Raw genomic sequence first — 22,597 nt, forward strand, 5'->3', positions numbered from 1 at the left:
CGTCAAACTTTTTTCGCTTTCTTCAAACTTCCCGGCAGTCAGCAACTTCCGTCACCAGCCGCCGAATCGTTTTCAGCGAAGCCTCCGATTATGCACCGACTTTTCTGTCAGCGTCAACTTCGAAGGAAGTTTTTTTATCGGCCGACTTGATGAAACCCCTGAGAGCACCAGCCGTCCGCCGAGCCTTCGATCATACAACGGATTTTCCTATTTCGTCAAAGTTCGAAGAACTTTTCACATCGGCGCCAAGAGCCTTGTCTTCTTCTATATATAGAAATGAGAAAGCCGCCCGGAGGCGGCTTTCTCAGATCGAAGCTACGCGAGCTTAGTAGTAACGCGAGTTGTTCGTACGGCGCATCGCTTCATACAGCGTGGGCATGCGCACTTCCTGCGAGCGCTGGCTCATACGGGCCAGCGCGTCGATCTTGGCGGCTTCAGCGGCAGGCACAGTGCCTTCGGATTGCTGGCGCCACACAGCGGCTTGCAGTTCCTGCATCACGCGCGGGTCGTTCTTGGCAGTTTCCAGGAAGCGAGCATCCGCACGAGCTGCGGCACGGCGTTGCGAGGCTGCGCGCCAGAGACCGGCGACGCCGCTCTTGCCGACCGAACCGGCAAACAGGGCGAACAATGCGATTGCAGCAACGCAGAGCACAGCCCAGACTGCGAGCAGCCCGCCTTCGCTCCAATTGGAAACAAGCGCATCAGTCACCACCAGCACGGCTGCGGCGACGGCGACGATTAGCAGCGCGATGAGCGGACGGGCGCCGTTGGCACCGGCGCGTGCGGCCTGGATCTGGCCGAATAGAACTTCGGCGCGACGCACGCCGGGGTGGACGGTGGGTTGGTCAACGTGAACAAAGCTGGTCATGATGTCCTCCTGGGACGTTGGGAATCGGTGGTGGCGAACAAGGCCTATGCGCCAATATTAGGGCTTACCCTAGTACGATTCCACTTTATCTTTCTGATGTTTATCATTCACAAGACTGATGGATGTCAACTTTCGCACGCTCGACCTCAACCTGCTTCGCGTCTTCGACGAGGTGATGGCAGAGCGCAACCTCACGCGCGCTGCCCGCAATCTGTCGATCACGCAGCCTGCGGTGAGCAACGCGTTGCGGCGCCTGCGCGATGTACTGGGGGATGAACTGGTGCGCCGCTCCGGCGCCGGCGTAGAGCCCACGCCACGGGCCCTGGCTCTCTGGCCGACGGTGCGCGACGCGCTTCGCCAGCTTCAGCACACGCTGGCGCCCGGCGAATTCGATGCCGCCACGGCCGACACAACCTTCCTGCTGGCCATGGCCGACGCAACCGCGGCCGAGCTCATCCCGGGCCTCGTGCAGATCGCCGAGAAAGAAGCGCCCGCCATCTCGCTGCGCGTGCTGCCGCTGACCACGCGCGACCCGCGCCGCATGCTCGAGCTCGAAGAAGTCGACATGGCCGTCGGCTACTTTCCGGCCGTGATCGCCAGCCTCGCGGCGCGTGGCCAATCAGGCGTCGGGGTTGCGTTCGAGACCCAGCGGCTCTACCTGGGCCAATATGTATGCGTGATGCGCCGGGGCCATCCGCTGGCGGATGCGCCCCTAACGCTCGACGACTACTGCGCGGCGCGGCACCTTCTGGTGAGTTTTTCTGGGCGGCCTTACGGCTTCATCGACCAGACGCTGGGCGCCATGGGGCGCGAGCGGCGCATCGTGGTGACGGTGAACCAGTTCTTCACCGCAGGCCGTGTGGTGGCCAATTCAGACTTGCTGACCGTGCTGCCGCGTCACTTCGTGACAGTCACCGGCATCGACGACCAACTGGTACTGCGCGACCTGCCCTTCGACCAGCCGCCGGTGCACGTGGATGCCATCTGGCACCGGCGCGCCCAGCACGGGCATTCGCACGAGTGGCTGCGCACGGCGCTGTTGCGCTCGGCAGCAGCGGCTTTCGCCGGATCGGTCCTCGGGCAGAGGGTGCCCGACTGACCTGCCAGCCCGTCGACCGCTCAGCGGACGACGCTGAGCCAGGCCGAGGCGGCGGCGCGCAGTTCCTGCGCGTGGTGGGCTCCGCGACCGGCGCGAATGTCGGCGCTTTCCATCAGTGCTGCGGCGTGGCTGGCCGGGGCGTTGACGGTCGAGGAGCGAAAGAAGCGTGCCACTTGGGCGATGAGGCTGAACATGGTGTTGCGCGGCTTGTGGCCGTGCTCTGAGTGGTTGATGTACCAAGAATAAGGGTTATCCCTAGGTTTTCAACCCTGACCTTATGCGCTTCATGCATGGGTCAATTCCCCTAGACTGGTTCGACGATGAAGTTGCAACTGTTGTCCGACCTTCACCTGGAATCCCATCCCCGCTTCCATGCCGAGCCCGTTCCGGGCGCCGACATGCTGATCCTGGCGGGCGACATCGGCTCCTACCAGCAAGGCTCCCGCCTGACCGACACCGACTTCGGCCTGGGCCGATTCTCTCCCCGCAACGGCTGGCCGACGCCCGTCATCTACGTGCCGGGCAACCACGAGTACGACAACGCCGACTTCGACGAAACCCACGAACGCCTGCGCACCTTGTGCGAAGAGCTCGACATCTTCTGGCTCGAGCGCGAAACCCGCGTCATCGACGGCATCCGCTTCGTCGGCACCACGCTCTGGGCCGACTTCGACGCACTGGCCACCCCTGCCGACAGCCTCGCCGAAGCACTCAAGAAACGGGGCAAGGCAATGCGCGCGGCCGATTTCTACCTTGAAAAAGCGGCCACCATGCGTAACGGCCAGTTGTTCCTCGCCGCCCAGTTGCGGGAGCAGGCGCTCGCCTGCCAGGCCTGGCTCGAACACGCACTGGCCGAGCCTTTCGACGGCACCACGGTCGCCATCACGCATTTCGCACCCAGCCTCGACAGCGGTGATCCGCGCTACGGGCTGACTCCCGGCACCGCCGGTTTCTGCAATGCGCTCGACGAACTGCTCCCCCACGCCAGGCTGTGGCTGCACGGCCACCTGCACTGCCCGTCGGATTACATGAAGAACGGCTGCCGCGTCGTGGCCAATCCGCTGGGCTACGCGCGCAACGGCGAGCAGGAAGGCTTCAGGTCCCACCTGTTGATAGACATCCACTGATGAAAAGGCGCGCGGCAGCCCGCGCGCGCTGTAACGGCCGGCAACGCACTGGCCGCACCCGCTGTGTAGACTGCCAAAGGCCCACCCATCCACCCGGAGGAGAGCGCCATGACGCAACAGCAACAACAACGTCGGACTTTCCTTCAACAGTCGGCCGGCCTCGCAGCCGCCACCGGCATGCTCTCCTTCTGGCCCAAGGCATCGGCCCAGGCGCCCGAGACGGGCGGCAAGGCGATGGGCCAGTCGTCGATGGCCGAGCTGTCGCGCCGCCTCGCAGCCGGCTCGGTCAGCAGCAGCCAGTTGGTGGAAGAGGCGCTCGCGGCCATCCAGAACCCCGCCGGCGAAGGCGCGCGCGCCTTCATCCGCGTACACGCCGATTCGGCTCGCGCCGCCGCAGCCCGGCTCGACGCCGACCGCAAGGCAGGCCGCCCCGCCGCCTCTCACATCTCAGGCATCCCCATATCGCTCAAGGACCTGTTCGACGAAGCCGGCGTCACCACGCTCGGCGGCTCGACCGTGCTGGCCGGCCAGCCGCCGGCAGCACGCGACGCCATCGTGGTCGAGCGGCTGCGGCGCGCCGGGGCGATCATCATCGGACGCACCAACACGGTCGAGTTCGCCTACACGGGCCTGGGCATCAACCCGCACTACGGCACGCCGAAGAATGTCTACGACCGTGCCGTCGGCCGCATCCCGGGTGGATCGACATCGGGTGGCGCGATCTCGGTGGCCGACGGCATGGCGGCCGGCGCCATCGGCACCGACACCGGCGGCTCGCTGCGCATTCCCTCGGCGCTCAACGGGCTCGTGGGCTTCAAGCCGACGCAGCGGCGCATTCCGCTCGACGGCGTGCTGCCGCTGTCGACCTCCTTCGATTCCGCCGGGCCGATCGCCTGGACGGTGGAAGACTGCGCCCTGCTCGACGCCGTGATGGCTGGCGAACTGCCACGCCCGATCCGCGTGCCGCCGCTGCGCGGCCTGCGCTTCGCGGTGCCCAGGACCTTCTTCCAGGATGAGCTGTCGCCGGCAGTGGCCGCGGCGTTCGCGGCGGCGCTGTCGAAGCTTTCCGCCGCCGGGGCCACGGTCACCGAACTGCCGATGGCCGAGTTCGCGAAGGCGCCCGCCATCAACCCGCGCGGCATGATCACCGCCGCCGAGGCCTTCACCTGGCACCGCGAATTCATCAAGACCGGCGCCGCCAAGTACGACCCGCGCGTGCTGGCCCGCATCAGGACCGGCGAGACCATCACCGCGCCCGACTACCTGCAGCTGCAGGCGCTGCGCCGCCAGTTCATCCGCTCGATCAACACCGCGGCCGCCGGTTACGACGCGATGCTGATGCCGACCACGCCAGACACCGCGCCGACCATTGCCGAGGTGCTGAAGGACGACGAAACCTACTACCGCATCAACGGCCGCATGCTGCGCAACCCGTCGGTGGTGAACCTGTTCGACGGCTGCGCGCTTTCCGTGCCTTGCCACGAGGCGGGCAGCGCGCCGGTCGGGCTGATGATCGCCGGCATCGGCAACACGGACCACCGCTTGCTGGCGGTCGGCTGGGCCGTCGAGGCCGCGGTGACGCCGCGCCGAGTGCTCAGCAGCTGAGCAGCCGAGCCGAGCCTTCAGCGCGAGGCCAGGCCCTCGAAGCAGGTGGCGAGCACCAGCTCGACGATCTGCTCGTCGGTCTGCAGCCCGCCGGCCTTGAGGAAGCCCAGCACCGGATCGCAGGCCCGCGCGAACAGCGTGTAGAGCACGGCGAGGGCCGGCAGCTTCGGGTTCAGCGAACCGTCGGCCTGCGCGGCCTGGATCCAGCCGCCGAGCTGGTCGCTGATGGTCACCAGGCGGTCGAGGTAGGCGCGGTTGTTCATCAGCGCGGCGCGCAGGGTCGAGTTCTGGTGCGGCAGCGACGGCATCTCGCCGGCCAGCTGAACCTGCATCGACCAACGCACCACGGCGCGCAGCTTGGCGATCGGCTTGTCCTCCGGCGGCACCGAGGCAAGGAACTCCATGGTGCGCTGCATGATGCGCACCATGGCCGCGGCGGCAAGGTCTTCCTTGCTGGGAAAGTGCTTGTAGAGACTGGCCTTGGCGATGCCGACCGCGGCAGCCACCTCGTCGACCGTCATCGATTCGAACCCCTTTTCGGCCAGCAACCGGTTCGCGGTCTGCACGATGGCCTCCTCGCGGGCCTGGAGCATCTGTTCCTTGAACGAGGTCTTGGCGGGGGAAACGGCATTCATGCCGGAAATTCTAGTCTTGTGCGTCGCCAATCAGACGACATGCCCGCCGAAATACCAGCCAGTCTTTTACAGACTGAACAGTAGCTCAGGTGTTGCGCCCCTTGGAGACAAGCCGGATCCCCGGCATCAGCTCGGCCGCCAGCTCGGGCCGTTCCAGCGCGTAGTCGAGATTCATGCGCGCGATTTCGACGTGCTCCTCGCCCAGCGCCTGGGCACGCGAGCCCTGTCCGCGTTCGATGGCCTGCACCATCGCGTGGTGCGTGCGGTGCGCTTGGCGCATCCACTGCTGGCCCTCTTCCATCGACGACTGCATCGGCAGCATCGCGCTGGGCGCGGCGAATGGCTGGCCGCCGAGCATGTCCATCACCCGCTTGAGCGCGAGGTTGCCGCAGCCTTCGAGGATCAGCTTGTGGAAGCGGTCGTTCATTTCGACGTAGGCCGCGTAGTCGTCCAGATCCATGCTGGGCTTGTTGACCGCGCGGTCGCCGGCGTCCAGGCAATCCTTGAGGTCGCGCAGCAGCTGGCGCGGCGCGCCGTCCTCGGCCAGCAGGCGGGCGGCAAAGCCTTCGATCACGCCGCGCACGCGGATGGCGTCGGCCACTTCCTGGGAGGTGAAGCGGCGCATCTGGTAGCCGCCGGAAGGCGACTGCTCGATCAGCCCTTCGTGCTCCAGGCTGGCCAGCGCCAGCCGCACCGGGGTGCGCGATGCCTCGAGCTTCTCGGCCAGCGGGATCTCGGCCAGCCGCTCTCCGGGCACGAATTCGCCCTTGAGGATCATGTCGCGCAACTGCACGAGGACGCGGGATTGTTGGGAGTCCATCGGCGAATTCTAGGAGACGCACCTGACACTGCACGCAGCATATTTGCGCTGGCTCGGTTGTTGCATGCACTTCATGTAAACAAGTGTCAAAAACCGACGTTACGCTCAGCGTTTACCCTGATTTTTGGCGTTTCATGCCCCATTCCGGGGCGAAACCGCAGATGGAAGTTTGACCGGAATCCGGGATCACCAAGACAATGCATACAGTTGCATGCAATGCCTGCAGATCCCTTCCACAGCCCCCAAAGATGGAGCCCGCACGATGATCAGCGCCGAGCAGAACGATTTCATCACCCGCGTCGGACCCGACGCTCCCGCCGGCAAGCTGCTGCGCCGCTACTGGCAGCCGGTGGCACTGGCCGACGAGCTCGCCGGCCCGCGACCGGTGAAGCCGGTGAAGCTCATGGGGCAGGACTTCGTCCTGTTCCGTGACGAAAGCGGCCAGCTCGGCATGCTCGACCGCGACTGCCCGCACCGCGGCGCCGACCTCGCCTTCGGCCGGCTCGAGAACGGCGGCCTGCGCTGCGCCTTCCACGGCTGGCTGTTCGACGCCAAGGGCAACTGCCTCGAAACCCCCGCCGAGCCCGCCACCAGCAAGCTGTGCAGCCGCATCAAGCAGTCGGCCTATCCGGTGGTCGAGAAGGCCGGAACGATCTTCGCGTACATCGGCGAGGGCGAGCCCCCCGCGTTTCCCGACTTCGACTGCTTCGTCGCGCCCGACAGCCACACCTTCGCGTTCAAGGGCCTGTTCGAGTGCAACTGGCTGCAGGCGCTCGAAGTGGGCATCGACCCCGCGCACGCCTCGTACCTGCACCGCTTCTTCGAGGACGAGGACACCTCCGGCAGCTACGGCAAGCAATTCCGCGGGGCTTCGGCCGACTCCGACATGCCCATCACCAAGGTGCTGCGCGAGTACGACCGCCCCGACATCAGCGTCGAGCCGACCGACTACGGCTTCCGCCTGAAGGCGCTGCGCAAGCTGAGCGAAGACACCACCCACGTGCGCGTGACCAACGTGGTGTTCCCGCAGGCCTTCGTGATTCCGATGAGCGCCGAGATGACCATCTCGCAATGGCACGTGCCCGTGGACGACACGCACTGCTACTGGTATGCCATCTTCACCAGCTTCACCGGCCCGGTCGACAAGCAGCAGATGCGAGACCAGCGCCTGAAGCTCTACGAGCTGCCCGACTACACCTCGCGCAAGAACAAGCGCAACGACTACGGCTACAGCATCGAAGAGCAGCTGACCGAGACCTACACCGGCATGGGCGACGACATCAACGTGCACGACCAGTGGGCGGTGGAGTCGCAGGGCGCCATCCAGGACCGCACGCGCGAGCACCTCGGCAGCACCGACAAGGGCATCGTCGCCTATCGCCGCCTGCTGGTGAAGGCCATCGAGGCCACGCTGGCCGGCGAAAGCGCGCCGATGCTCATCGACGCCGAACAGGCCAGCGCGATGACCGGGCCGCCCTCCATCGACGGCATCGGCCGCAACGTCAGCGACGAAGCCGCTACCGAGGCCTACTGGCAGGAGGCCGACCGGGCACGCCGGATGAAGTCCGACTGGGCCTCGGCACGGCTCGCCGCCTGAAGCCCGCGCCATGAGCAGCATCAGCAGCAACAAATTCGTCGACCGCTTCGGTCTCTGGTCCGACGACCAGCATGCGCAGGCCAGGGAACTGGTGCGCCGCATCGACAGCGGCGAGGTCGATCTCGTGCGCTTCGCCTGGCCCGACCAGCACGGCATCCTGCGCGGCAAGACGCTGGTCGCCAGCGAGGCGCGCTCCGCCCTCTGGGAAGGCGTGAACCTCACCTCCACCCTGCTGGCCAAGGACACCTCGCACAAGACCGTGTTCCCGGTGTTCACACAGGGCGGCGGCTTCGCCATCGAGGGCCTGCAGGGCGGCGCCGACTTCACCATCGTGGCCGACCCCGCCACCTTCAAGGTGCTGCCGTGGTCGCCGCGCACCGGCTGGGTGATGTGCGACGCCTACATGGCCGACGGCAAGCCCTGCCCCTTCGCCACGCGGCAGATCCTGCAGCGCGCGGTGCGCCAGCTCGACGAGCTGGGGCTGGACTTCATCGCCGGCCTGGAAGTGGAGTTCCACGTCTTCAGGCTCGACGACGCGCGCATGGGCCTGGCCGACTCGGGCCAGCCCGGCGAACCGCCGCGCGTGTCGCTGCTGTCGCACGGCCACCAGTACCTGACCGAGCTGCGCTACGACCGCGTCGACACGCTGATGGAGCTGCTGCGCTCGCAACTGCTGGCGCTCGGCCTGCCGCTGCGCTCGCTGGAAATCGAGTTCGGCCCGAGCCAGTTCGAGCTGACTTTCGGCCCCACCGCCGGCGTGATGCCCGCCGACACCATGGTGCTGCTGCGCAGCGCCATCAAGCAGATCTGCCAGCGCAACGGCCTGCACGCCACCTTCATGTGTCGCCCGAAGATCCCGAACGTGATGTCCAGCGGCTGGCACCTGCACCAGTCGCTGCGCCGCAAGAGCGACGGCGTGAATGCCTTCATGCCCGAGACCGAGGGCCAGACGCTCAGCGAGATCGGCATGCACTACCTCGGCGGCCTCAAGGCGCACGCCTGCGGCGCGGCCGCGCTCGCGAGCCCCACCATCAACGGCTACCGGCGCTACCGCCCCTTCTCGCTAGCGCCCGACCGCGCGATCTGGGCAAGAGACAACCGCGGCGCGATGCTGCGCGTGCTCGGCGGCATGGGGCAGAGCGCCTCGCGCATCGAGAACCGCGTGGGCGAGCCGACGGCCAATCCGTACCTGTACCTCGCGTCGCAGCTCTTCTCGGGACTGGACGGCATCCGCCACAAGACCGACCCCGGGCCCTCGGCCGATGCGCCGTACGAAACCCCGGCGGAGCAGCTGCCGCGCTCGCTCGGCGACGCCCTCGCCTGCCTGCGCCGCGACGAGATGCTCAACGCGCAGATGGGCAAGACCTTCGTCGACTACCTCTGCCACATCAAGGAAGCGGAAATCGCCCGCTTCAACCTCGAAGTCTCGGAGTGGGAACACCGCGAGTACTTCGACATGTTCTGAACGAGCCCCAAGAACAACAATGCCCACGATCCACTACATCCTCAAGGACGGCACCACGCGCGACGTCGACGCCAAGGTCGGCGCCAGCGTGATGGAAACCGCCATTCGCGCCAACGTGCGCGGCATCGACGCCGAGTGCGGCGGCTGCTGCTCCTGCGCCACCTGCCACGTCTACGTGGACGACGCCTTCATCGACCTGCTGCCGCCGCCCGACGACATGGAAAGCGCGCTGCTCGACGCCGTCGCGTCCGAGCGCAGGCCCGGCTCGCGCCTGAGCTGCCAGCTCGGCATCACCGCGGCCTTCGATGGCCTCACGGTGCGCGTGCCCGATACGCAGGTCTGACAGGCAGCTCGGGCATCATCGCCCGCTTTGCACATCCGGTTACACGACAGCGGCGCCCCGAGGGGGCGCATCCATTCCACCTGAAAGGCGTTTTCAAATGACGGCAATGACGATGACCAAGAGAACCATCCTCTCGACCCTGCTGCTGGCGAGCTTCGGCGTGCTGGGCACGACCGCCGCGCAGGCGGCCGACGAGCCCCTGCGCATCGGCCTGATCGCGACCTACTCCGGACCCTATGCCGACTACGGCCGCCAGTTCGACGCCGGCATCGCGCTCTACCTGAAGGAGCACGGCGGCAAGATGGGCGGCCGAACGGTCGAGATCATCAAGAAGGACACCGCCGGCCCCGCGCCCGACGCCGCCAAGCGCATCGCGCAGGAACTGATCGTGCGCGACAAGGTGAGCGTGCTCACCGGCCTGGACTTCAGCCCCAACGCCTACGCCGTGGGCGCCATCGCCACGCAGGCCAAGATCCCGACCATCGTGATGAACGCCGCCTCCTCGGCCATCACCACCAGCTCGCCCTACGTGGCGCGCCTGTCGTTCACCGTGCAGCAGGTCACCGACCCGATGGCGCGCTACATGCTCAAGGAAGGCATCAAGGACGCCTACACCGTGGTCGCCGACTACGCTTCGGGCGTCGACGCCGAGACCGCGTTCAAGAAGACCTTCACCGCCGGCGGCGGCAAGGTGTCGGGCGAAGTGCGCACGCCGATGAACAACCCCGACTTCTCGGCCTACGTGCAGCGCATCAAGGACGCCAAGCCCCAGGCCGTGTTCTTCTTCTTTCCCTCGGGCGTGATGCCGCCGGCCTTCCTGAAGGTCTGGAAGGAACGCGGCATGGAGCAGGCCGGCATCAAGCTCTACGCCACCGGCGAAGCCACCGACGACAGCTACCTCGACGCCACCGGCGACGTGGCGCTGGGCCTGGTCACCAGCCACCACTACTCGTTCGCGCACCCCTCGCCCAAGAACCAGAAGTTCGTGCGCGATTTCGCCGCCGACAACGGCGCCAAGCTGCGCCCCAGCTACTTCGCCGTGACCGCCTACGACGCCATGGCCGCCATCGACCTCGCGCTGGCCAAGACCAAGGGCGACACCGGCGGCGACAAGTTCATGGAGGCGCTGAAGGGCCTGAGCTTCGAGAGCCCGCGCGGCCCGATCGAGATCGACCCGGCCACGCGCGACATCGTGCAGACCGTCTACATCCGAAAGACCGAGCGCGTGAACGGCCAGCTGGTGAACGTCGAATTCGACAAGTTCGACCGCGTGAAGGACCCGGCGAAGGAAGCCGCGGCCAAGTAAACGCAAAGAACAGAAGCCAGCATTCAGCCAGCGAGCGGGAAATTCATGGGCATCGTGATCTTCGACGGAGTGGCCTACGGCATGCTCCTGTTCCTCATCGGCGTGGGCCTGTCCATCACGATGGGGCTCATGAATTTCGTCAACCTCGCGCACGGCAGCTTCGCGATGGTCGGCGGCTATGTGGCCGCCGTGCTGATGAACCACTTCGGGCTCGGTTTCGGCCTCTCGCTGGCGGCGGCCTTCGTCGCGGCGGCGCTGGTGGGCGCGGTGCTGGAGTTCGTGTTCTACCGCCGGCTGTACCGCGCGCATCCGCTCGACCAGGTGCTGCTGTCGATCGGCGTGGTGTTCGTGTCGATCGCCGCGTTCACCTATTTCTTCGGCCCGACGATGCAGCCCTTCACGCTGCCCGCGGCGCTCGACGGCCAGGTGTCGCTGCTGGGCCTGGAGGTGGGCCGCTACCGGCTGTTCCTGATCGCCTGCGGCGCGGCGGTGCTCGTCGCCCTGCTGCTGGGCCTGGGCAAGACCCGCTACGGCGCGATGGTGCGCGCGGCGGTGGACAACCAGCGCGTGGCCGGCGGCACCGGCATCCACGTGCAGCGCCTGTTCTTCCTGACCTTCTCGCTGGGCTGCGGCCTCGCCGGCCTGGGCGGTGCGCTGAGCCTGGGCATGCTGGGGCTGGAGCCTTCGTTCCCGCTCAAGTACCTCGTGTACTTCCTGATGGTGGTGTGCGTGGGCGGCGCCGGCACCGTCACCGGGCCGTTCATCGCGGCGCTGCTGGTCGGCATCGTCGACGTGGCGGGCAAGTACTACCTGCCCGAAGCCGGCGCCTTTCTCATCTACGTCTTCATGATCGTCATGCTGCTGGTGCGCCCGAACGGCATCGTCGCCAAGAAGGGGCTCGCATGAAAGCCCTGACCGTCTCTCCCGCGCAGTTGCGCGCCGCGGAAGCCGTCTTCTGGATCGCGCTCGCGTCGAGCTTCTTCCTGCTGCCCGACAAGCTCACGCTGATGAGCCAGATCATGATCTTCGGCCTGTTCGCGGTGTCGCTCGACATGGCGCTGGGCTACGCGGGCATCCTCACCGTCGGCCATGCCGCGTTCTTCGGCGCTGGCGCCTACGCGGCCGGGCTGCTCGCCAAGTACGGCTGGAGCGAGCCCTTCACCGGCCTCGCGTTCGCACTGGTCGTCAGCGGCCTGCTGGGCTATGCACTGAGCTACTTGGTGGTGCGCGGCGCCGACCTCACGCGGCTGATGATCACCATCGGCGTGTGCGTGCTGCTGTTCGAGGTGGCCAACCGGCTCTCGGGCATCACCGGCGGCACCGACGGGCTGCAGGGCGTGGTCATCGCGCCGGTGCTCGGCATGTTCGACTTCGACCTCTACGGCAAGACCGCCTTCTGCTACGCCTTCGGCGTGGTGTTCGCGATGTTCCTGCTGGTGCGGCTGGTGCTGCGCTCGCCTTTCGGGCTGGCGCTGCGCGGCATCCACGACAGCCGCAAGCGCATGCTGGCCATCGGCTCGCCGGTGGAAGCGCGTCTGCGCATGGCCTACGCCTTCTCGGCCGCGGTGGCCGGCGTGGCGGGCGCGCTGCTGGCGCAGACCACGCAGTTCGTCGGCATCGAGTCGATCGGCTTCAACCGCTCGGCCGAGGTGCTCATCATCCTGGTGCTGGGCGGCACCGGCCGGCTGTACGGCGGCATGATCGGCGCCATCGTCTACATGCTGGTGCACGACTGGTTCGCGGACATGAATCCGCAGTACTGGATGTTCTGGCTCGGCATCTTCCTGATCGCGGCGGTCATGCTGGGGCGCGGCGGCATCATGGGCGCGCTGTCGCGCTTCGTCCGCACGGGGAAGGCGCGATGAGCCCGGCAACCAAGACGCACACCCTGCGCACCCAGGGCCTGGGCATCCGCTTCGGCGAATTCCAGGCGGTGAGCGACGTGAATCTCTCGCTCGAGCCCGGCGCGCGGCAAGCGCTGATCGGCCCCAACGGCGCGGGAAAGACCACGCTCATTAACCTGCTCACCGGCGTGTTCAAGCCCACGAGCGGATCGATCCACATGGGCGAGCACGACCTCACCCGCCTGTCCGCCGACAAGCGCGCGCGCATGGGCCTGTCGCGCACTTTCCAGATCAACACGCTGTTCCCCAGCCTCACGCCGCTGCTGTCGGTGGTGCTGGCGATCAGCGAGCGCGAGGGGCTGGGCGCCACCTGGTGGCGGCCGCTGAAGGGTTGCACCAAGGTGTTCGACGAGGCGCACTCGCTGCTGGGCATATTCAGGCTCGACAGCCTGGCCGACGTGCCGGTGTCCGAGCTGGCCTACGGCAAGCAGCGCCTGCTCGAGATCGCGCTGGCGCTGGCCGCCAAGCCCCGCATCCTGCTGCTCGACGAGCCCGCGGCCGGCGTGCCGCAGGACGAGAGCGGCGAGCTGTTCGAGGTCATCGCGGCGCTGCCGCAGGACATCAGCGTGCTGTTCATCGAGCACGACATGAAGCTCGTCTTCCGCTTCTCGCGCCGCATCTCGGTGCTGGTCGGCGGACGCATCCTCACCGAGGGAACGCCCTCGGAAATCAGCGCCGACCCGCGCGTTCGCGAGGTCTACCTGGGAAGTTCGCACCACCATGCCTGAAGCACTCGCCTTCGACCGCGTCACCGCCGGCTACGGCAATGCGGTCGTGCTCGACCGACTCGATTTTTCCGTGCAGCAGGGCGAGAGCCTCGCCATCCTCGGGCGCAACGGCGTGGGCAAGACCACGCTGCTCGAAACGCTGATGGGCAACACCCGCGTGATGCAGGGCGCGATCCGCTGGCAGGGCGCGGACATCACGCGCTGGCCCTCGCACCAGCGCGTGCGCGCCGGACTGGGCTGGGTGCCGCAGGAGCGCGAGGTGTTTCCGTCGCTCACCGTGGAAGAAAACCTCACGGTGATCTCGCGGCTCGGCGGATGGAACCTGAAGCGCGTCTACGACTTCTTCCCGCGCCTGCGCGAGCGGCGCGGCAACTACGGCAACCAGCTCTCGGGCGGCGAGCAGCAGATGCTCGCCATCGGCCGCGCGCTGATGACCAACCCCAGGCTGCTGCTGCTCGACGAGCCGATGGAAGGCCTCGCGCCGATCATCGTGGAAGAACTGGCGGCCGCCATCCGCCGGCTGTGCGAATCGGAAGGGCTGGCCTCGATCGTGGTCGAGCAGCACCCGGTGCTGGCGCTGGAGATGACGCACAAGGCCATCGTGCTGGAGCGCGGCACCGTGGTGCACGCGGGGCCGAGCAGCGAACTGGCGTCGGACCAGGAGCTGCTCGAGGGTTTGCTCGGCGTCGGGGTCTAGCTCAGCATCTGGCCGCGGCTGCCGATCACCGCCACGTCCACGAACTGGCCGCCTTCGCGGTTGGTGCGGCCGTAGTTGATCTTCACCCCGCCCAGGTCGAAGCTCTCGATGCTGGCCAGCCCCGACATCACCGACGCGCGCGTCAGCGAGCCACCGGCGCGGCGCATGCCCTCGGCCAGAACGGCGGCATTGATGTAGCCCTCCAGGCTGGTGAGCGAGAACTCCTTGATGCCGCTGGCCACCATGTCGGCCTGGTAGCGGCGCACGATCTCGAACCGGGTCGAATACGGCGAAGGCACCACGATCACGAAGCCCAGGCCCTTGGCCAGGTCGCCCATGGCCGACAACGCACTGGCCGTGATCGACAGGCCGTAGGCCGAGCTGCTGTTGCCCGCCTCGCGCAGCGCCTTCAGGAACACCGGCGCGGTGCCGGCCAGCCCGACCACCACCACCTGCGGCCTGGCCTTGGCGATGGCTTCGGCGGCGGGCCCTACTTCCATGCTGGTGGTGTTGGGCGTGGTCGCGATCACCGCCGGCTCCAGCTTGGCCTTGGCCAACGCGGCCTTGAAGGCCGCCAGCACCGACTGCCCCAGCGGATCGTTCGAATGCACGAGGCCGATGCGGCTCTGGCCCAGCACGGCGGCGGTGCTCACGAGCTTGTCGACTTCCTGGTCGTAGTTGGCACGCACCCAGAAGGTGTTGGGCGAGTTCTTCTTGCGCAACGCGATGGTGCCGGTGATGGGGCCCACCACGGCCATGCCGGGCACCGCGTCCATCACCTCGGCGGTCTGGCGCGTGCCCAGCGGGTGCACCAGCGCGAGCACGGAACTGTCTTTCTCGAAGGCCAGCGCATTGGCCTTGGCCACTTCGGGCTTGAAGGTGTCGTCGGCCATCACGAGCTCGACCTTGGTGCCGTTGATGCCGCCCGCCTTGTTCAGCGCCGCGAAGAAGGCGCTCGAACCCTGGTAGAGCCCCTGGCCGTTGGCCTTCTCGACGCTGCTGTTGTCGAAGGTGGTCCCGACGCGAACCGCCTTGTTCTGCGCCAGGGCCGGGAACCCCAGGCCTGCTGCGGCGGCGGTTGCTGCCAGTCCGGTCAGCGCACGCCGACGGCTGGTGGAAAGCGGCGCAATCGACTCGCGCGGCACGGGAACGGTCATGGTCGAAGTCTCCGGATGGGGATGTTTTGGTGACAAAAACTCACACTCTTTCGAGGAATGTAACGCACCTTCCCTCAATCCGGAATGACACGACGGCGGCTTCGCTAGAGCAATTCCTCGCCCACGATGGGCAGCAGCAGCCAGTTCTTGAAGCGCAGCCAGAGGAACTCGCCAGGCTCGTCCTCGTGCACGATGTCGCCGCCGGCATCGTCGTATTCCAGCCACTGCACGCGGCGGCCGTCCGGCCCGAGGCGCAGGCGGTAGCCGAGGTTGACGCGCTCGCCGCCCATGAGCCTGTCGTAGTCCTTCACCAGCTCGGGACTGTCGATGACCAGCCCCATCTCGGTGTTGACCGCCGCCGAGCGGTGGTCGAGGTTCATCGAGCCGACGAAGAAGCGTTCGTCGTCCACCACCGCGAGCTTGGCGTGCAGCCGGCTGATCGACTTGCCGAAATCGCCGAAGCGCCCCGAGCGCCCGGTCAGCGTGGGCGCGATCTCGTAGATGGTGACGCCGATCTTGAGCATGTCGGCGCGGTAGCGCTCGTAGCCTGCGTAGGCCAGCGGCTCGTCGGTCGCGCCCAGCGAGTTGGTGACCACCGTGATGCGCCCGCCGCGCTGGATGGCCGCCTTCATCATCGCCATGCCGCGCGCGCCCGGAATGAAATACGGCGAGCCGATCTTCACCTCGCGCTTGGCCGAATTGATGACGCCCAGCGCGCCCTCGGTCACGCTGCCTTCGTAGGCTGCGTCGGGCTTGCGCGTGATTTTCTCGGGGTCGTCCACGAACAGCGTCGACGGCGCCCAGTAGCGCTCCACGTTGCCGGCAATGAGCTGCTGCCCCACCGGCGACTTGTCGAGCACGTCGCGCTGGTGCATGGCCACGTCGGGCACCGCCGTGCGCGCGATGGCGTCGAAACGCTTCTGCGCCTCTTCCACCGGCATGCGCAGCGGCGCGATCTGCTCGATGGGGCGCACGTGCTCGCTGTTCCAGTAGCGGTCGAAGCCGGCGGACATCTGGCGCACCACCGGGCCGCTGGACAGCACGTCCATGTCGATGAAATTGGCGGCCGTGCTGCGCATGAAGTACTCGTTGGCGATGTTGCGGCCGCCCGACACCGCGAAGCTGTTGTCGGCCACCAGCAGCTTGTTGTGCATGCGGTGGTTGATGCGGCCGAAGTCGGTCAGCGACAACAGCAGCCGCGTCGCCAGCGAATCGGCGCGCGAGGGCAGCGGGTTGAACAGCCGCACCTCGATGTTCGGGAACGCCGACAGCGTGCTGAACACCTCGTCCTCGCCCGCCGTGTAGAGGTCGTCCACCAGCAGGCGCACGCGCACGCCGCGCGCGGCGGCCTCGCGCAGCTCCTTGAGGAACAGCAGGCCGACATCGTCTTTCTGGATCAGGTAGTACTGCACGTCGAGCGACTTCTCGGCGTGCCGCGCGAGCGAGATGCGCGCGTCGAACGCGAAGGCCGCCTCCGGCAGCAGCCGGAAGCCAGACAGCGACGTGGATCCGCCCGGCGTGCCCCGGGCCGCGAGCTGCGCCAGTTCGGTCTGCGCCACGTCCGCGGCCGTGAAGGCAGTGGCCACGGGCATCGGCTTGCCCGGCGGGAGGCTCACGCAGCCGGCAAGCCAGAGGGAGGCCGCGCCCAGTGCCAGGGCGGCAAGTCGGCGGAGGTTGGCAGCACGCATGGGCCGAACTGTAGCTCGCGGCGGCCCGGCGTGTTCAGCGCCCTATGATCGACCCGCACAAAAGGGAAAAGAAGCGTGCTCAACGGCTTGTGGCTGGGTTTCTTCGGGGTGGCGGCGCTGGCCGCGCTGGGGCGCTGGCTCGTCGGCGGCGACCCGACGGTGTTCGCGGCGCTGGTCGAAAGCCTGTTCGCGATGGCGCGGCTCGCGGTCGAGGTGATGGTGCTGCTTTTCGGCACGCTCACGCTGTGGCTGGGCTTCCTGCGCATCGCCGAGGCGGCGGGGCTGGTGGGCTGGCTGGCGCGGCTTTTGGGGCCGCTCTTCCGGCGCCTGATGCCGGGCGTGCCGGCCGGGCACCCGGCGCTCGGCCTCATCACCATGAACTTCGCCGCCAACGCGCTCGGGCTTGACAACGCCGCCACGCCCATCGGCCTGAAGGCCATGCGCGAACTGCAGCGGCTCAACCCCGACCCGGTGACGGCCACCAACGCGCAGATCCTGTTCCTGGTGCTGAACGCCTCGTCGCTCACGCTGCTGCCCGTGACCATCTTCATGTACCGCACGCAGCAGGGCGCGAGCGACCCCACGCTGGTGTTCCTGCCGATACTGCTGGCCACCAGCGCCTCGACGCTGGTCGGGCTGCTGTCGGTGGCGGTGGTGCAGCGCCTGCGGCTGTGGGACCCGGTGGTGCTGGCCTACCTGTTGCCCGGCGCGCTGCTGCTGGGCGGCTTCATGGCGCTGCTGGGCACGCTGTCGGCGGCGGCCATCGCGTCGCTGTCGTCGCTGCTGGGCAACCTCACGCTGTTCGGCGTGATCGTGTTGTTCCTGCTGGCCGGGGCAATCCGGCGCATCAAGGTGTACGAGTGCTTCATCGAAGGCGCGAAGGAGGGCTTCGACATTGCGAAGAACCTGCTGCCGTACCTGGTCGCGATGCTGTGCGCGATCGGCGTGCTGCGTGCCTCGGGCGCGCTCGACTTCGCATTGAACGGACTGCGCTGGCTGGTGACGGCGGGCGGCTTCGACGCGCGCTTCGTCGACGCCATGCCCACGGCGCTGGTCAAGCCTTTCTCGGGCAGCGCGGCGCGCGCGATGCTGATCGAGACCATGAAGAGCCAAGGCGTCGACAGCTTCCCGGCGCTGGTGGCCGCCACCATCCAGGGCAGCACCGAGACCACTTTCTACGTGCTGGCGGTGTACTTCGGTGCGGTCGGCATCCAGCGCACGCGGCATGCGGTGTCTTGTGCGCTGCTTGCCGAGCTGGCCGGGATGATTGCTGCTGTCGCTGTCTGCTATTGGTTCTTTGGGTAGGTTTGGCGCCGATTCAGGGCGCGCGCACGCCGACGGGGTGAGCGTTGGACAGAGCAGTCGTTGATCGGCCGAACACAAGCAGCGTGCCCTGTGCACAGGACACCGGGTGCTCCCCGCAGCGAAATAAAGGAGGAGGCCGCAGGCCGGGGGACATTCGCGGAGGGGAGTACCCGGTGGCCTGTGCACTCGCCCTGAACAACGAACAGCGAACTACCGCCGCGGCTCCACCACAGGAAACATGGGCTCGAAGGTATCGAGCATCGACATCAGCTCGGCCAGCTTGGAGCGATCCCCTTCGATCTTCACTTTCCCGGTCAACACGGCAGCCGGAAAGCTCGTCTCCTTCAGCGTCACCGCATCGAGCGTGGCCCGGCTCAATGTCACCGTCGCATCCGCGCCCGGCTGCTGTCCCGCGATGTGCGTCAAAGCAGAGTTCTCCAGCGTCAACACGAACTGCTGGTTCGAATCGGTGAAGTTCCAGTTGATGACCAGCTTCTTGCCCTCCGCCTTGGCCGCGTCGAGCCGAACGCCCAGGAAATCGAAGAACAGGTCGTTGCTCACCGCCTTGAGCGTGTCAGCGTTCGCGCTGCTGCCGATCGAAATCTTAGGCACGCCATTGCGCAGCTCCATCGCGCCCACCAGGTAGGCGCTGCGCCAGGTGCCGGCCTCCGACTGATAGCCCAGCTGCTCCAGCGCATCGGCGCCCAGTTCGCGGGCCGCGCGGTTCGACGGGTCCGCGTATACCACCTGGTTCATCGCGCTGGCCACCCAGCGGAACTCGCCCTTGCGGAAATCGTCGCGCGCACGCGCGATCACCGCGTCGGCGCCGCCCATGTACTCGATCGTCTTCTTCGCATACGCCACCGGCGGCAGCGGATCCAGGTTGGCGGGGTTGGCGTCGTACCAGCCCAGGTACTTCTGGTAGACCGCCTTGGCGTTGTGGCGCAGCGTGCCGTAGTAGCCGCGCGCCGACCACTCCTGCGACAGACTCGCGGGCATGCGCAGCGTCTCGGCGATGTCGGCCGCGGTGTAGCCCTGGTTCAGCAGGCGCAGCGACTGGTCGTTGATGAACTTGTACATGTCGCGCTGCTTCTTCAGCAGGTCGACGATGCGGTCCTGCCCGAAGGTGGGCCAATGGTGCTGCGCGATCAGCACGTCGGCCTTGCCGCCGAAGGCCACGCGCGCCTCGTCGATGTACTTCGACCACAGGTTGCCGTCGCGCACCTCGGCGCCGCGGATCGTGTACAGGTTGTGCATGTTGTGCGTCACGTCTTCCGCCATGTTCAGCACGCGGAACTGCGGCAGGTACATGAGCATTTCCGAAGGCGCCTCGGAGCCCGGCACCAGGTGGAACACGAACTCCACGCCGTCGATGGTGCGCGCCTCGGTCGGCTTGCCGATGCTGGCCGTGGGCGCGATCAGCGTGACCGTGCCGCGCGCCAGCGCCTTGCCCAGCCCCGTGTCGACCTGCCCGCGCACGCCCGGCGGCAGCAGCGAGCCGAACTGGTACTGCGAGCGCCGGCTCATCGCGTTGCCCGCGAGGATGTTCTCGGCCACCGCGGTTTCCATGAAGCCGGCGGGCGCCAGCACCTGCACCTTGCCGGCCGCCACGTCGGCCTCGGTGGTCACGCCCTTCACGCCGCCGAAGTGGTCGGCATGGCCGTGCGAATAGATCACCGTGCCCACCGGCTTCCTCGGCCGGTGCTGGTAGTACAGGTCGAGCGCGGCGCGCGCGGTCTCGGCGGTGAGCAGCGGGTCGATGACGATCAGCGAGCTGTCGCCTTCGACGATGGTCATGTTCGCCAGGTCGAAGCCGCGCACCTGGTAGACCCGGTCCGTCACCTGGAACAGCCCGTGCATGGCGTTCAGCTGTGCCTGCCGCCACAGGCTGGGGTTGACGGTGTCCGCGGGCACGTCGGCCTTGAGGAAGTCGTAGGGCTTCATGCTCCACGCCGGGCGCGGGCCGGCGCCGGGCACCAGCGCGTCGGGCACGGTGGCGATGAAGCCGCGCATGGCGTCTTCGAAGTCGCGGCGATCGGCGAAGGGCAGCGTCTTCGCCATGTCGGCGTTGGCCTGCAGCGTGGAAGGCTCGGGCGGCTTGGGGGCCGTCTGCGCGGAAACCGGCGGGGCACCCAGCAAGCAGGCCAGCGCGACGAACCCGGCTGTACGGGAAAGGGAGGAAATCATGGCGCGATTCTCCGAACCGCTGAAAGCATTGGCAAATGCAAAATACGAGGTCTGATCTTCAGGAATTTGCAAAATGCAGCTGCGCCAGCTCCAGCATCTCGTCGCCCTCGCGGACCAGGGCAGCTTCGGCCGTGCGGCCCAGGCCGTGCACCTGTCGCAGCCCGCGCTCTCGCGCAGCATCGACACCCTCGAAGAAGGCCTGCAGGCCCGCCTGATCGACCGCGCCTACGGCACCGTGCGCTTCACCCAGGCCGGCGAGCTGGTGCTGGCCCGCGCCCGCGAGCTGCTGGCCGATGCCGCGCAGATCGAGCGCGACGTGCTGCAGCTCGAAGGCCTGGCCATCGGCAGCCTCGCGGTGGGCCTCGGGCCGTTCGCGGCCGGCACGCTGGGGCGCATGGCCCTGTCGCTCATGACCCAGCGCCATCCGCAACTGCTGATGCGCATGGAAGTGGCCGACACGGCCAGCCTGTGCGAGCGCCTGCATCGCCGACAGCTCGACCTGTTCATCGCCGACACGCGCGACCTGAACAAGCAGCCCGGCTTGAAGCTGGCGCGGCTGCCCGACGTGCCGGTGTCGTTCTTCGTGCGGCCGAAGCATCCGCTGCTGAGGCTGAAGCAGGTCACGCTCGAGAGCCTCATGGACTATCCCGTGGCCGGCCCGCAGTTGCCGGCCGAGGTGGCGGCGCAGTTCGACCGGCAGGCCAGGCACGGCAAAGGCGGCAAGAGCGTCAAGGGCGGCGACCGCAGCCTGTTCAACGTGAGCTGCGACGACGCAGGCACGCTGCGGCACCTAGCGCTCACGGCCAACGCTGCCATCCTTGCGCCGCTGGCGCCCGCGCCGGGGCACGAGACCGGCGCGCTGGTGCCGCTGCCGGTGGCCGGCCTCACGGGCATGCAAACGCATTACAGCCTCGTGACGCTCGCAGGGCGTACCCTCTCGCCTGCGGCCACCGCCTATTCCCGGTTGGTGACCGAGTTGATGAGCCCCGCCAAGCAGCCCCCGGGTCGCTGAGCCAAAATGGCCTTCTGCCCTCCAAGCCCTCGCAGCCTTTTTCAGTGACCACTCTCCGCCGGGCCCAGCCGCCCTCCTTTTCTCCCGACGAGTTTCGTGAAGCGCTCGGCATGTTCGCCACCGGCGTCACCATCGTCACCGCCCGGGCGGCCGACGGCACGCTGGTCGGCCTCACGGCCAACTCCTTCAATTCCGTCTCGCTCGCGCCGCCGCTGGTGCTGTGGAGCCTGGCGCGCGCGGCCGGATCGATGCCCGCGCTCAGCGCCGGTTCGCACTACACCGTCAACATCCTGGCGGCCAGCCAGAAGGCGCTGGCCGAACGCTTCGCCACCAAGAACATCGACCGCTGGGCCGACGTGGCCTTCACCGAAGGCCTGGGCGGTGCGCCCGTGCTGGCCGGCGCCGCCGCGAGCTTCGAGTGCTTCAACCGCAGCCGCTACGACGAAGGCGACCATGTGATCTTCGTCGGCGAAGTGGAGCGCTGCACGCACGACATCGGCGCCTCGCCGCTGCTGTTCCACGGCGGGCGCTTCTACACGGAACACCCCTTGTGACCCTGCGCCCTGCGCTGATGGCCATCCTGCTTCTCGCAGCGCAGGCCGGCATGGCGCAGGAAGCGGGCGGGCCGCTCAAGCAGAACTGGTTCGACGACCCGTTCTTCCAGGTGTCGGCGGGCCTGCCGGCCTGCCCAATGCCCGAGGGGCCGTTCTATACCGCCGAAGAACGCCGCGTGCAAACCCATTCGCGGCTGGAACGCGGCACCAGCTGCTGGCTGGCCGGCAAGTGCACCGACAGCAACGCCTACCGCTACGACAAGCCGCTGGCGCCCAAGGTGCGCGCCGCGCTGCGGGCGGTGCCCGGCGTGGACAAGGGCAGCGTGTGGGTGATGATCCAGCGGCGCTGGGTGTACCTGCAGGGCTGCGTGCCCAACGCCGCGCTGGCAAAAAGACTGGAGCGCACCGCCCGCGCCCTGCCCGACGTCGAGGCCGTGGTGCCCGACCTGATGGTGGGCACGCGCGGCAAGCCGCCCTACCCGCTGGCCGCGCAGTGACAG

The 22,597-nt window shown here is 67.5% G+C and carries 22 protein-coding genes; 15 read left to right on the forward strand and 7 right to left on the reverse strand.

The annotated features are described in order from the left end of the window. Positions 1–325: 325 nt before the first annotated feature. On the reverse strand, positions 326–868 hold the full coding sequence (locus C4F17_RS18140; RefSeq protein ID WP_106936172.1) for a hypothetical protein: 543 nt from the start codon (positions 866–868) through the stop codon (positions 326–328). A gap of 118 nt (positions 869–986) precedes the next feature. Here C4F17_RS18140 and C4F17_RS18145 point away from each other — a divergent pair, with 118 nt between their 5' ends. Beyond that, entirely contained in the window at positions 987–1,967 is a 981-nt protein-coding gene (locus C4F17_RS18145; protein ID WP_081267392.1) for a LysR family transcriptional regulator, read from the forward strand. A 20-nt stretch (positions 1,968–1,987) separates the two neighbouring features. Here the strand turns inward: C4F17_RS18145 and C4F17_RS33150 are convergent, their stop codons facing one another. Further along, positions 1,988–2,161, reverse strand: a complete 174-nt coding sequence (locus C4F17_RS33150; RefSeq protein WP_172839818.1) for a hypothetical protein — start codon at positions 2,159–2,161, stop codon at positions 1,988–1,990. Positions 2,162–2,287: 126 nt separating this feature from the next. Here C4F17_RS33150 and C4F17_RS18150 point away from each other — a divergent pair, with 126 nt between their 5' ends. After that, complete coding sequence (locus C4F17_RS18150; protein WP_106936173.1) at positions 2,288–3,094, forward strand: metallophosphoesterase; 807 nt, start codon at positions 2,288–2,290, stop codon at positions 3,092–3,094. Between the two features lie 108 nt (positions 3,095–3,202). Next, positions 3,203–4,699 carry an amidase gene (locus C4F17_RS18155; RefSeq protein WP_106936174.1) on the forward strand — a complete coding sequence of 499 codons (1,497 nt, stop codon included), beginning with the start codon at positions 3,203–3,205 and terminating at the stop codon, positions 4,697–4,699. Between the two features lie 17 nt (positions 4,700–4,716). On the opposite strand, the gene C4F17_RS18160 is transcribed toward C4F17_RS18155, so the two are convergent. Continuing rightward, the gene (locus C4F17_RS18160; RefSeq protein WP_081267389.1) at positions 4,717–5,334 is read right to left on the reverse strand and encodes a TetR/AcrR family transcriptional regulator; all 618 of its coding nucleotides are present in this window, start codon (positions 5,332–5,334) and stop codon (positions 4,717–4,719) included. Between the two features lie 85 nt (positions 5,335–5,419). Next, complete coding sequence (locus C4F17_RS18165; RefSeq protein ID WP_081267388.1) at positions 5,420–6,154, reverse strand: GntR family transcriptional regulator; 735 nt, start codon at positions 6,152–6,154, stop codon at positions 5,420–5,422. A gap of 262 nt (positions 6,155–6,416) precedes the next feature. Between C4F17_RS18165 and C4F17_RS18170 the strand changes: the two genes are divergently transcribed. From C4F17_RS18170 to C4F17_RS18205, 8 genes are all read left to right on the forward strand, one after another. After that, positions 6,417–7,751, forward strand: coding sequence for an aromatic ring-hydroxylating dioxygenase subunit alpha (locus tag C4F17_RS18170; RefSeq protein WP_106936175.1), 1,335 nt, complete (start codon positions 6,417–6,419; stop codon positions 7,749–7,751). Positions 7,752–7,761: 10 nt separating this feature from the next. Continuing rightward, entirely contained in the window at positions 7,762–9,216 is a 1,455-nt protein-coding gene (locus C4F17_RS18175) for a glutamine synthetase family protein (protein ID WP_106936176.1), read from the forward strand. A gap of 19 nt (positions 9,217–9,235) precedes the next feature. Beyond that, positions 9,236–9,559 carry a 2Fe-2S iron-sulfur cluster-binding protein gene (locus C4F17_RS18180; RefSeq protein WP_081267385.1) on the forward strand — a complete coding sequence of 108 codons (324 nt, stop codon included), beginning with the start codon at positions 9,236–9,238 and terminating at the stop codon, positions 9,557–9,559. Positions 9,560–9,665: 106 nt separating this feature from the next. Next, positions 9,666–10,865: an ABC transporter substrate-binding protein gene (locus C4F17_RS18185; RefSeq protein ID WP_106936177.1), complete on the forward strand. Its 1,200-nt coding sequence runs from the start codon at positions 9,666–9,668 to the stop codon at positions 10,863–10,865. A gap of 45 nt (positions 10,866–10,910) precedes the next feature. Continuing rightward, entirely contained in the window at positions 10,911–11,771 is an 861-nt protein-coding gene (locus tag C4F17_RS18190; protein ID WP_081267383.1) for a branched-chain amino acid ABC transporter permease, read from the forward strand. Next, positions 11,768–12,730: a branched-chain amino acid ABC transporter permease gene (locus C4F17_RS18195; protein ID WP_081267382.1), complete on the forward strand. Its 963-nt coding sequence runs from the start codon at positions 11,768–11,770 to the stop codon at positions 12,728–12,730. Before C4F17_RS18190 ends, C4F17_RS18195 begins: the two co-directional genes overlap by 4 nt. Continuing rightward, positions 12,727–13,497, forward strand: a complete 771-nt coding sequence (locus C4F17_RS18200) for an ABC transporter ATP-binding protein (RefSeq protein ID WP_106936178.1) — start codon at positions 12,727–12,729, stop codon at positions 13,495–13,497. Before C4F17_RS18195 ends, C4F17_RS18200 begins: the two co-directional genes overlap by 4 nt. Further along, positions 13,490–14,194 (forward strand): ABC transporter ATP-binding protein, encoded by a 705-nt coding sequence (locus C4F17_RS18205; RefSeq protein ID WP_106936179.1) that lies wholly within the window; start codon positions 13,490–13,492, stop codon positions 14,192–14,194. Before C4F17_RS18200 ends, C4F17_RS18205 begins: the two co-directional genes overlap by 8 nt. Here the strand turns inward: C4F17_RS18205 and C4F17_RS18210 are convergent. Beyond that, positions 14,191–15,351, reverse strand: coding sequence for an ABC transporter substrate-binding protein (locus C4F17_RS18210; protein WP_106936180.1), 1,161 nt, complete (start codon positions 15,349–15,351; stop codon positions 14,191–14,193). The genes C4F17_RS18205 and C4F17_RS18210 overlap by 4 nt on opposite strands. A gap of 104 nt (positions 15,352–15,455) precedes the next feature. Continuing rightward, positions 15,456–17,039, reverse strand: a complete 1,584-nt coding sequence (locus tag C4F17_RS18215) for a phospholipase D family protein (protein ID WP_106936181.1) — start codon at positions 17,037–17,039, stop codon at positions 15,456–15,458. A gap of 75 nt (positions 17,040–17,114) precedes the next feature. Here C4F17_RS18215 and C4F17_RS18220 point away from each other — a divergent pair, with 75 nt between their 5' ends. Next, positions 17,115–18,344, forward strand: coding sequence for a nucleoside recognition domain-containing protein (locus tag C4F17_RS18220; RefSeq protein WP_106936182.1), 1,230 nt, complete (start codon positions 17,115–17,117; stop codon positions 18,342–18,344). 210 nt (positions 18,345–18,554) lie between these two features. Here the strand turns inward: C4F17_RS18220 and C4F17_RS18225 are convergent, their stop codons facing one another. After that, positions 18,555–20,531, reverse strand: coding sequence for an alkyl/aryl-sulfatase (locus C4F17_RS18225; RefSeq protein WP_106936183.1), 1,977 nt, complete (start codon positions 20,529–20,531; stop codon positions 18,555–18,557). A 73-nt stretch (positions 20,532–20,604) separates the two neighbouring features. Between C4F17_RS18225 and C4F17_RS18230 the strand changes: the two genes are divergently transcribed. The 3 genes from C4F17_RS18230 to C4F17_RS18240 are packed head-to-tail and all read left to right on the forward strand — an operon-like array spanning position 20,605 to position 22,594. Next, entirely contained in the window at positions 20,605–21,543 is a 939-nt protein-coding gene (locus tag C4F17_RS18230; protein WP_081267375.1) for a LysR family transcriptional regulator, read from the forward strand. 44 nt (positions 21,544–21,587) lie between these two features. After that, positions 21,588–22,097 (forward strand): flavin reductase family protein, encoded by a 510-nt coding sequence (locus C4F17_RS18235; protein WP_081267374.1) that lies wholly within the window; start codon positions 21,588–21,590, stop codon positions 22,095–22,097. After that, entirely contained in the window at positions 22,094–22,594 is a 501-nt protein-coding gene (locus C4F17_RS18240) for a BON domain-containing protein (protein WP_234382165.1), read from the forward strand. The genes C4F17_RS18235 and C4F17_RS18240 overlap by 4 nt, the downstream gene beginning before the upstream one ends. Positions 22,595–22,597 lie beyond the last annotated feature (3 nt).

Source organism: Variovorax sp. PMC12, from assembly GCF_003019815.1.
Lineage (GTDB): Bacteria > Pseudomonadota > Gammaproteobacteria > Burkholderiales > Burkholderiaceae_C > Variovorax.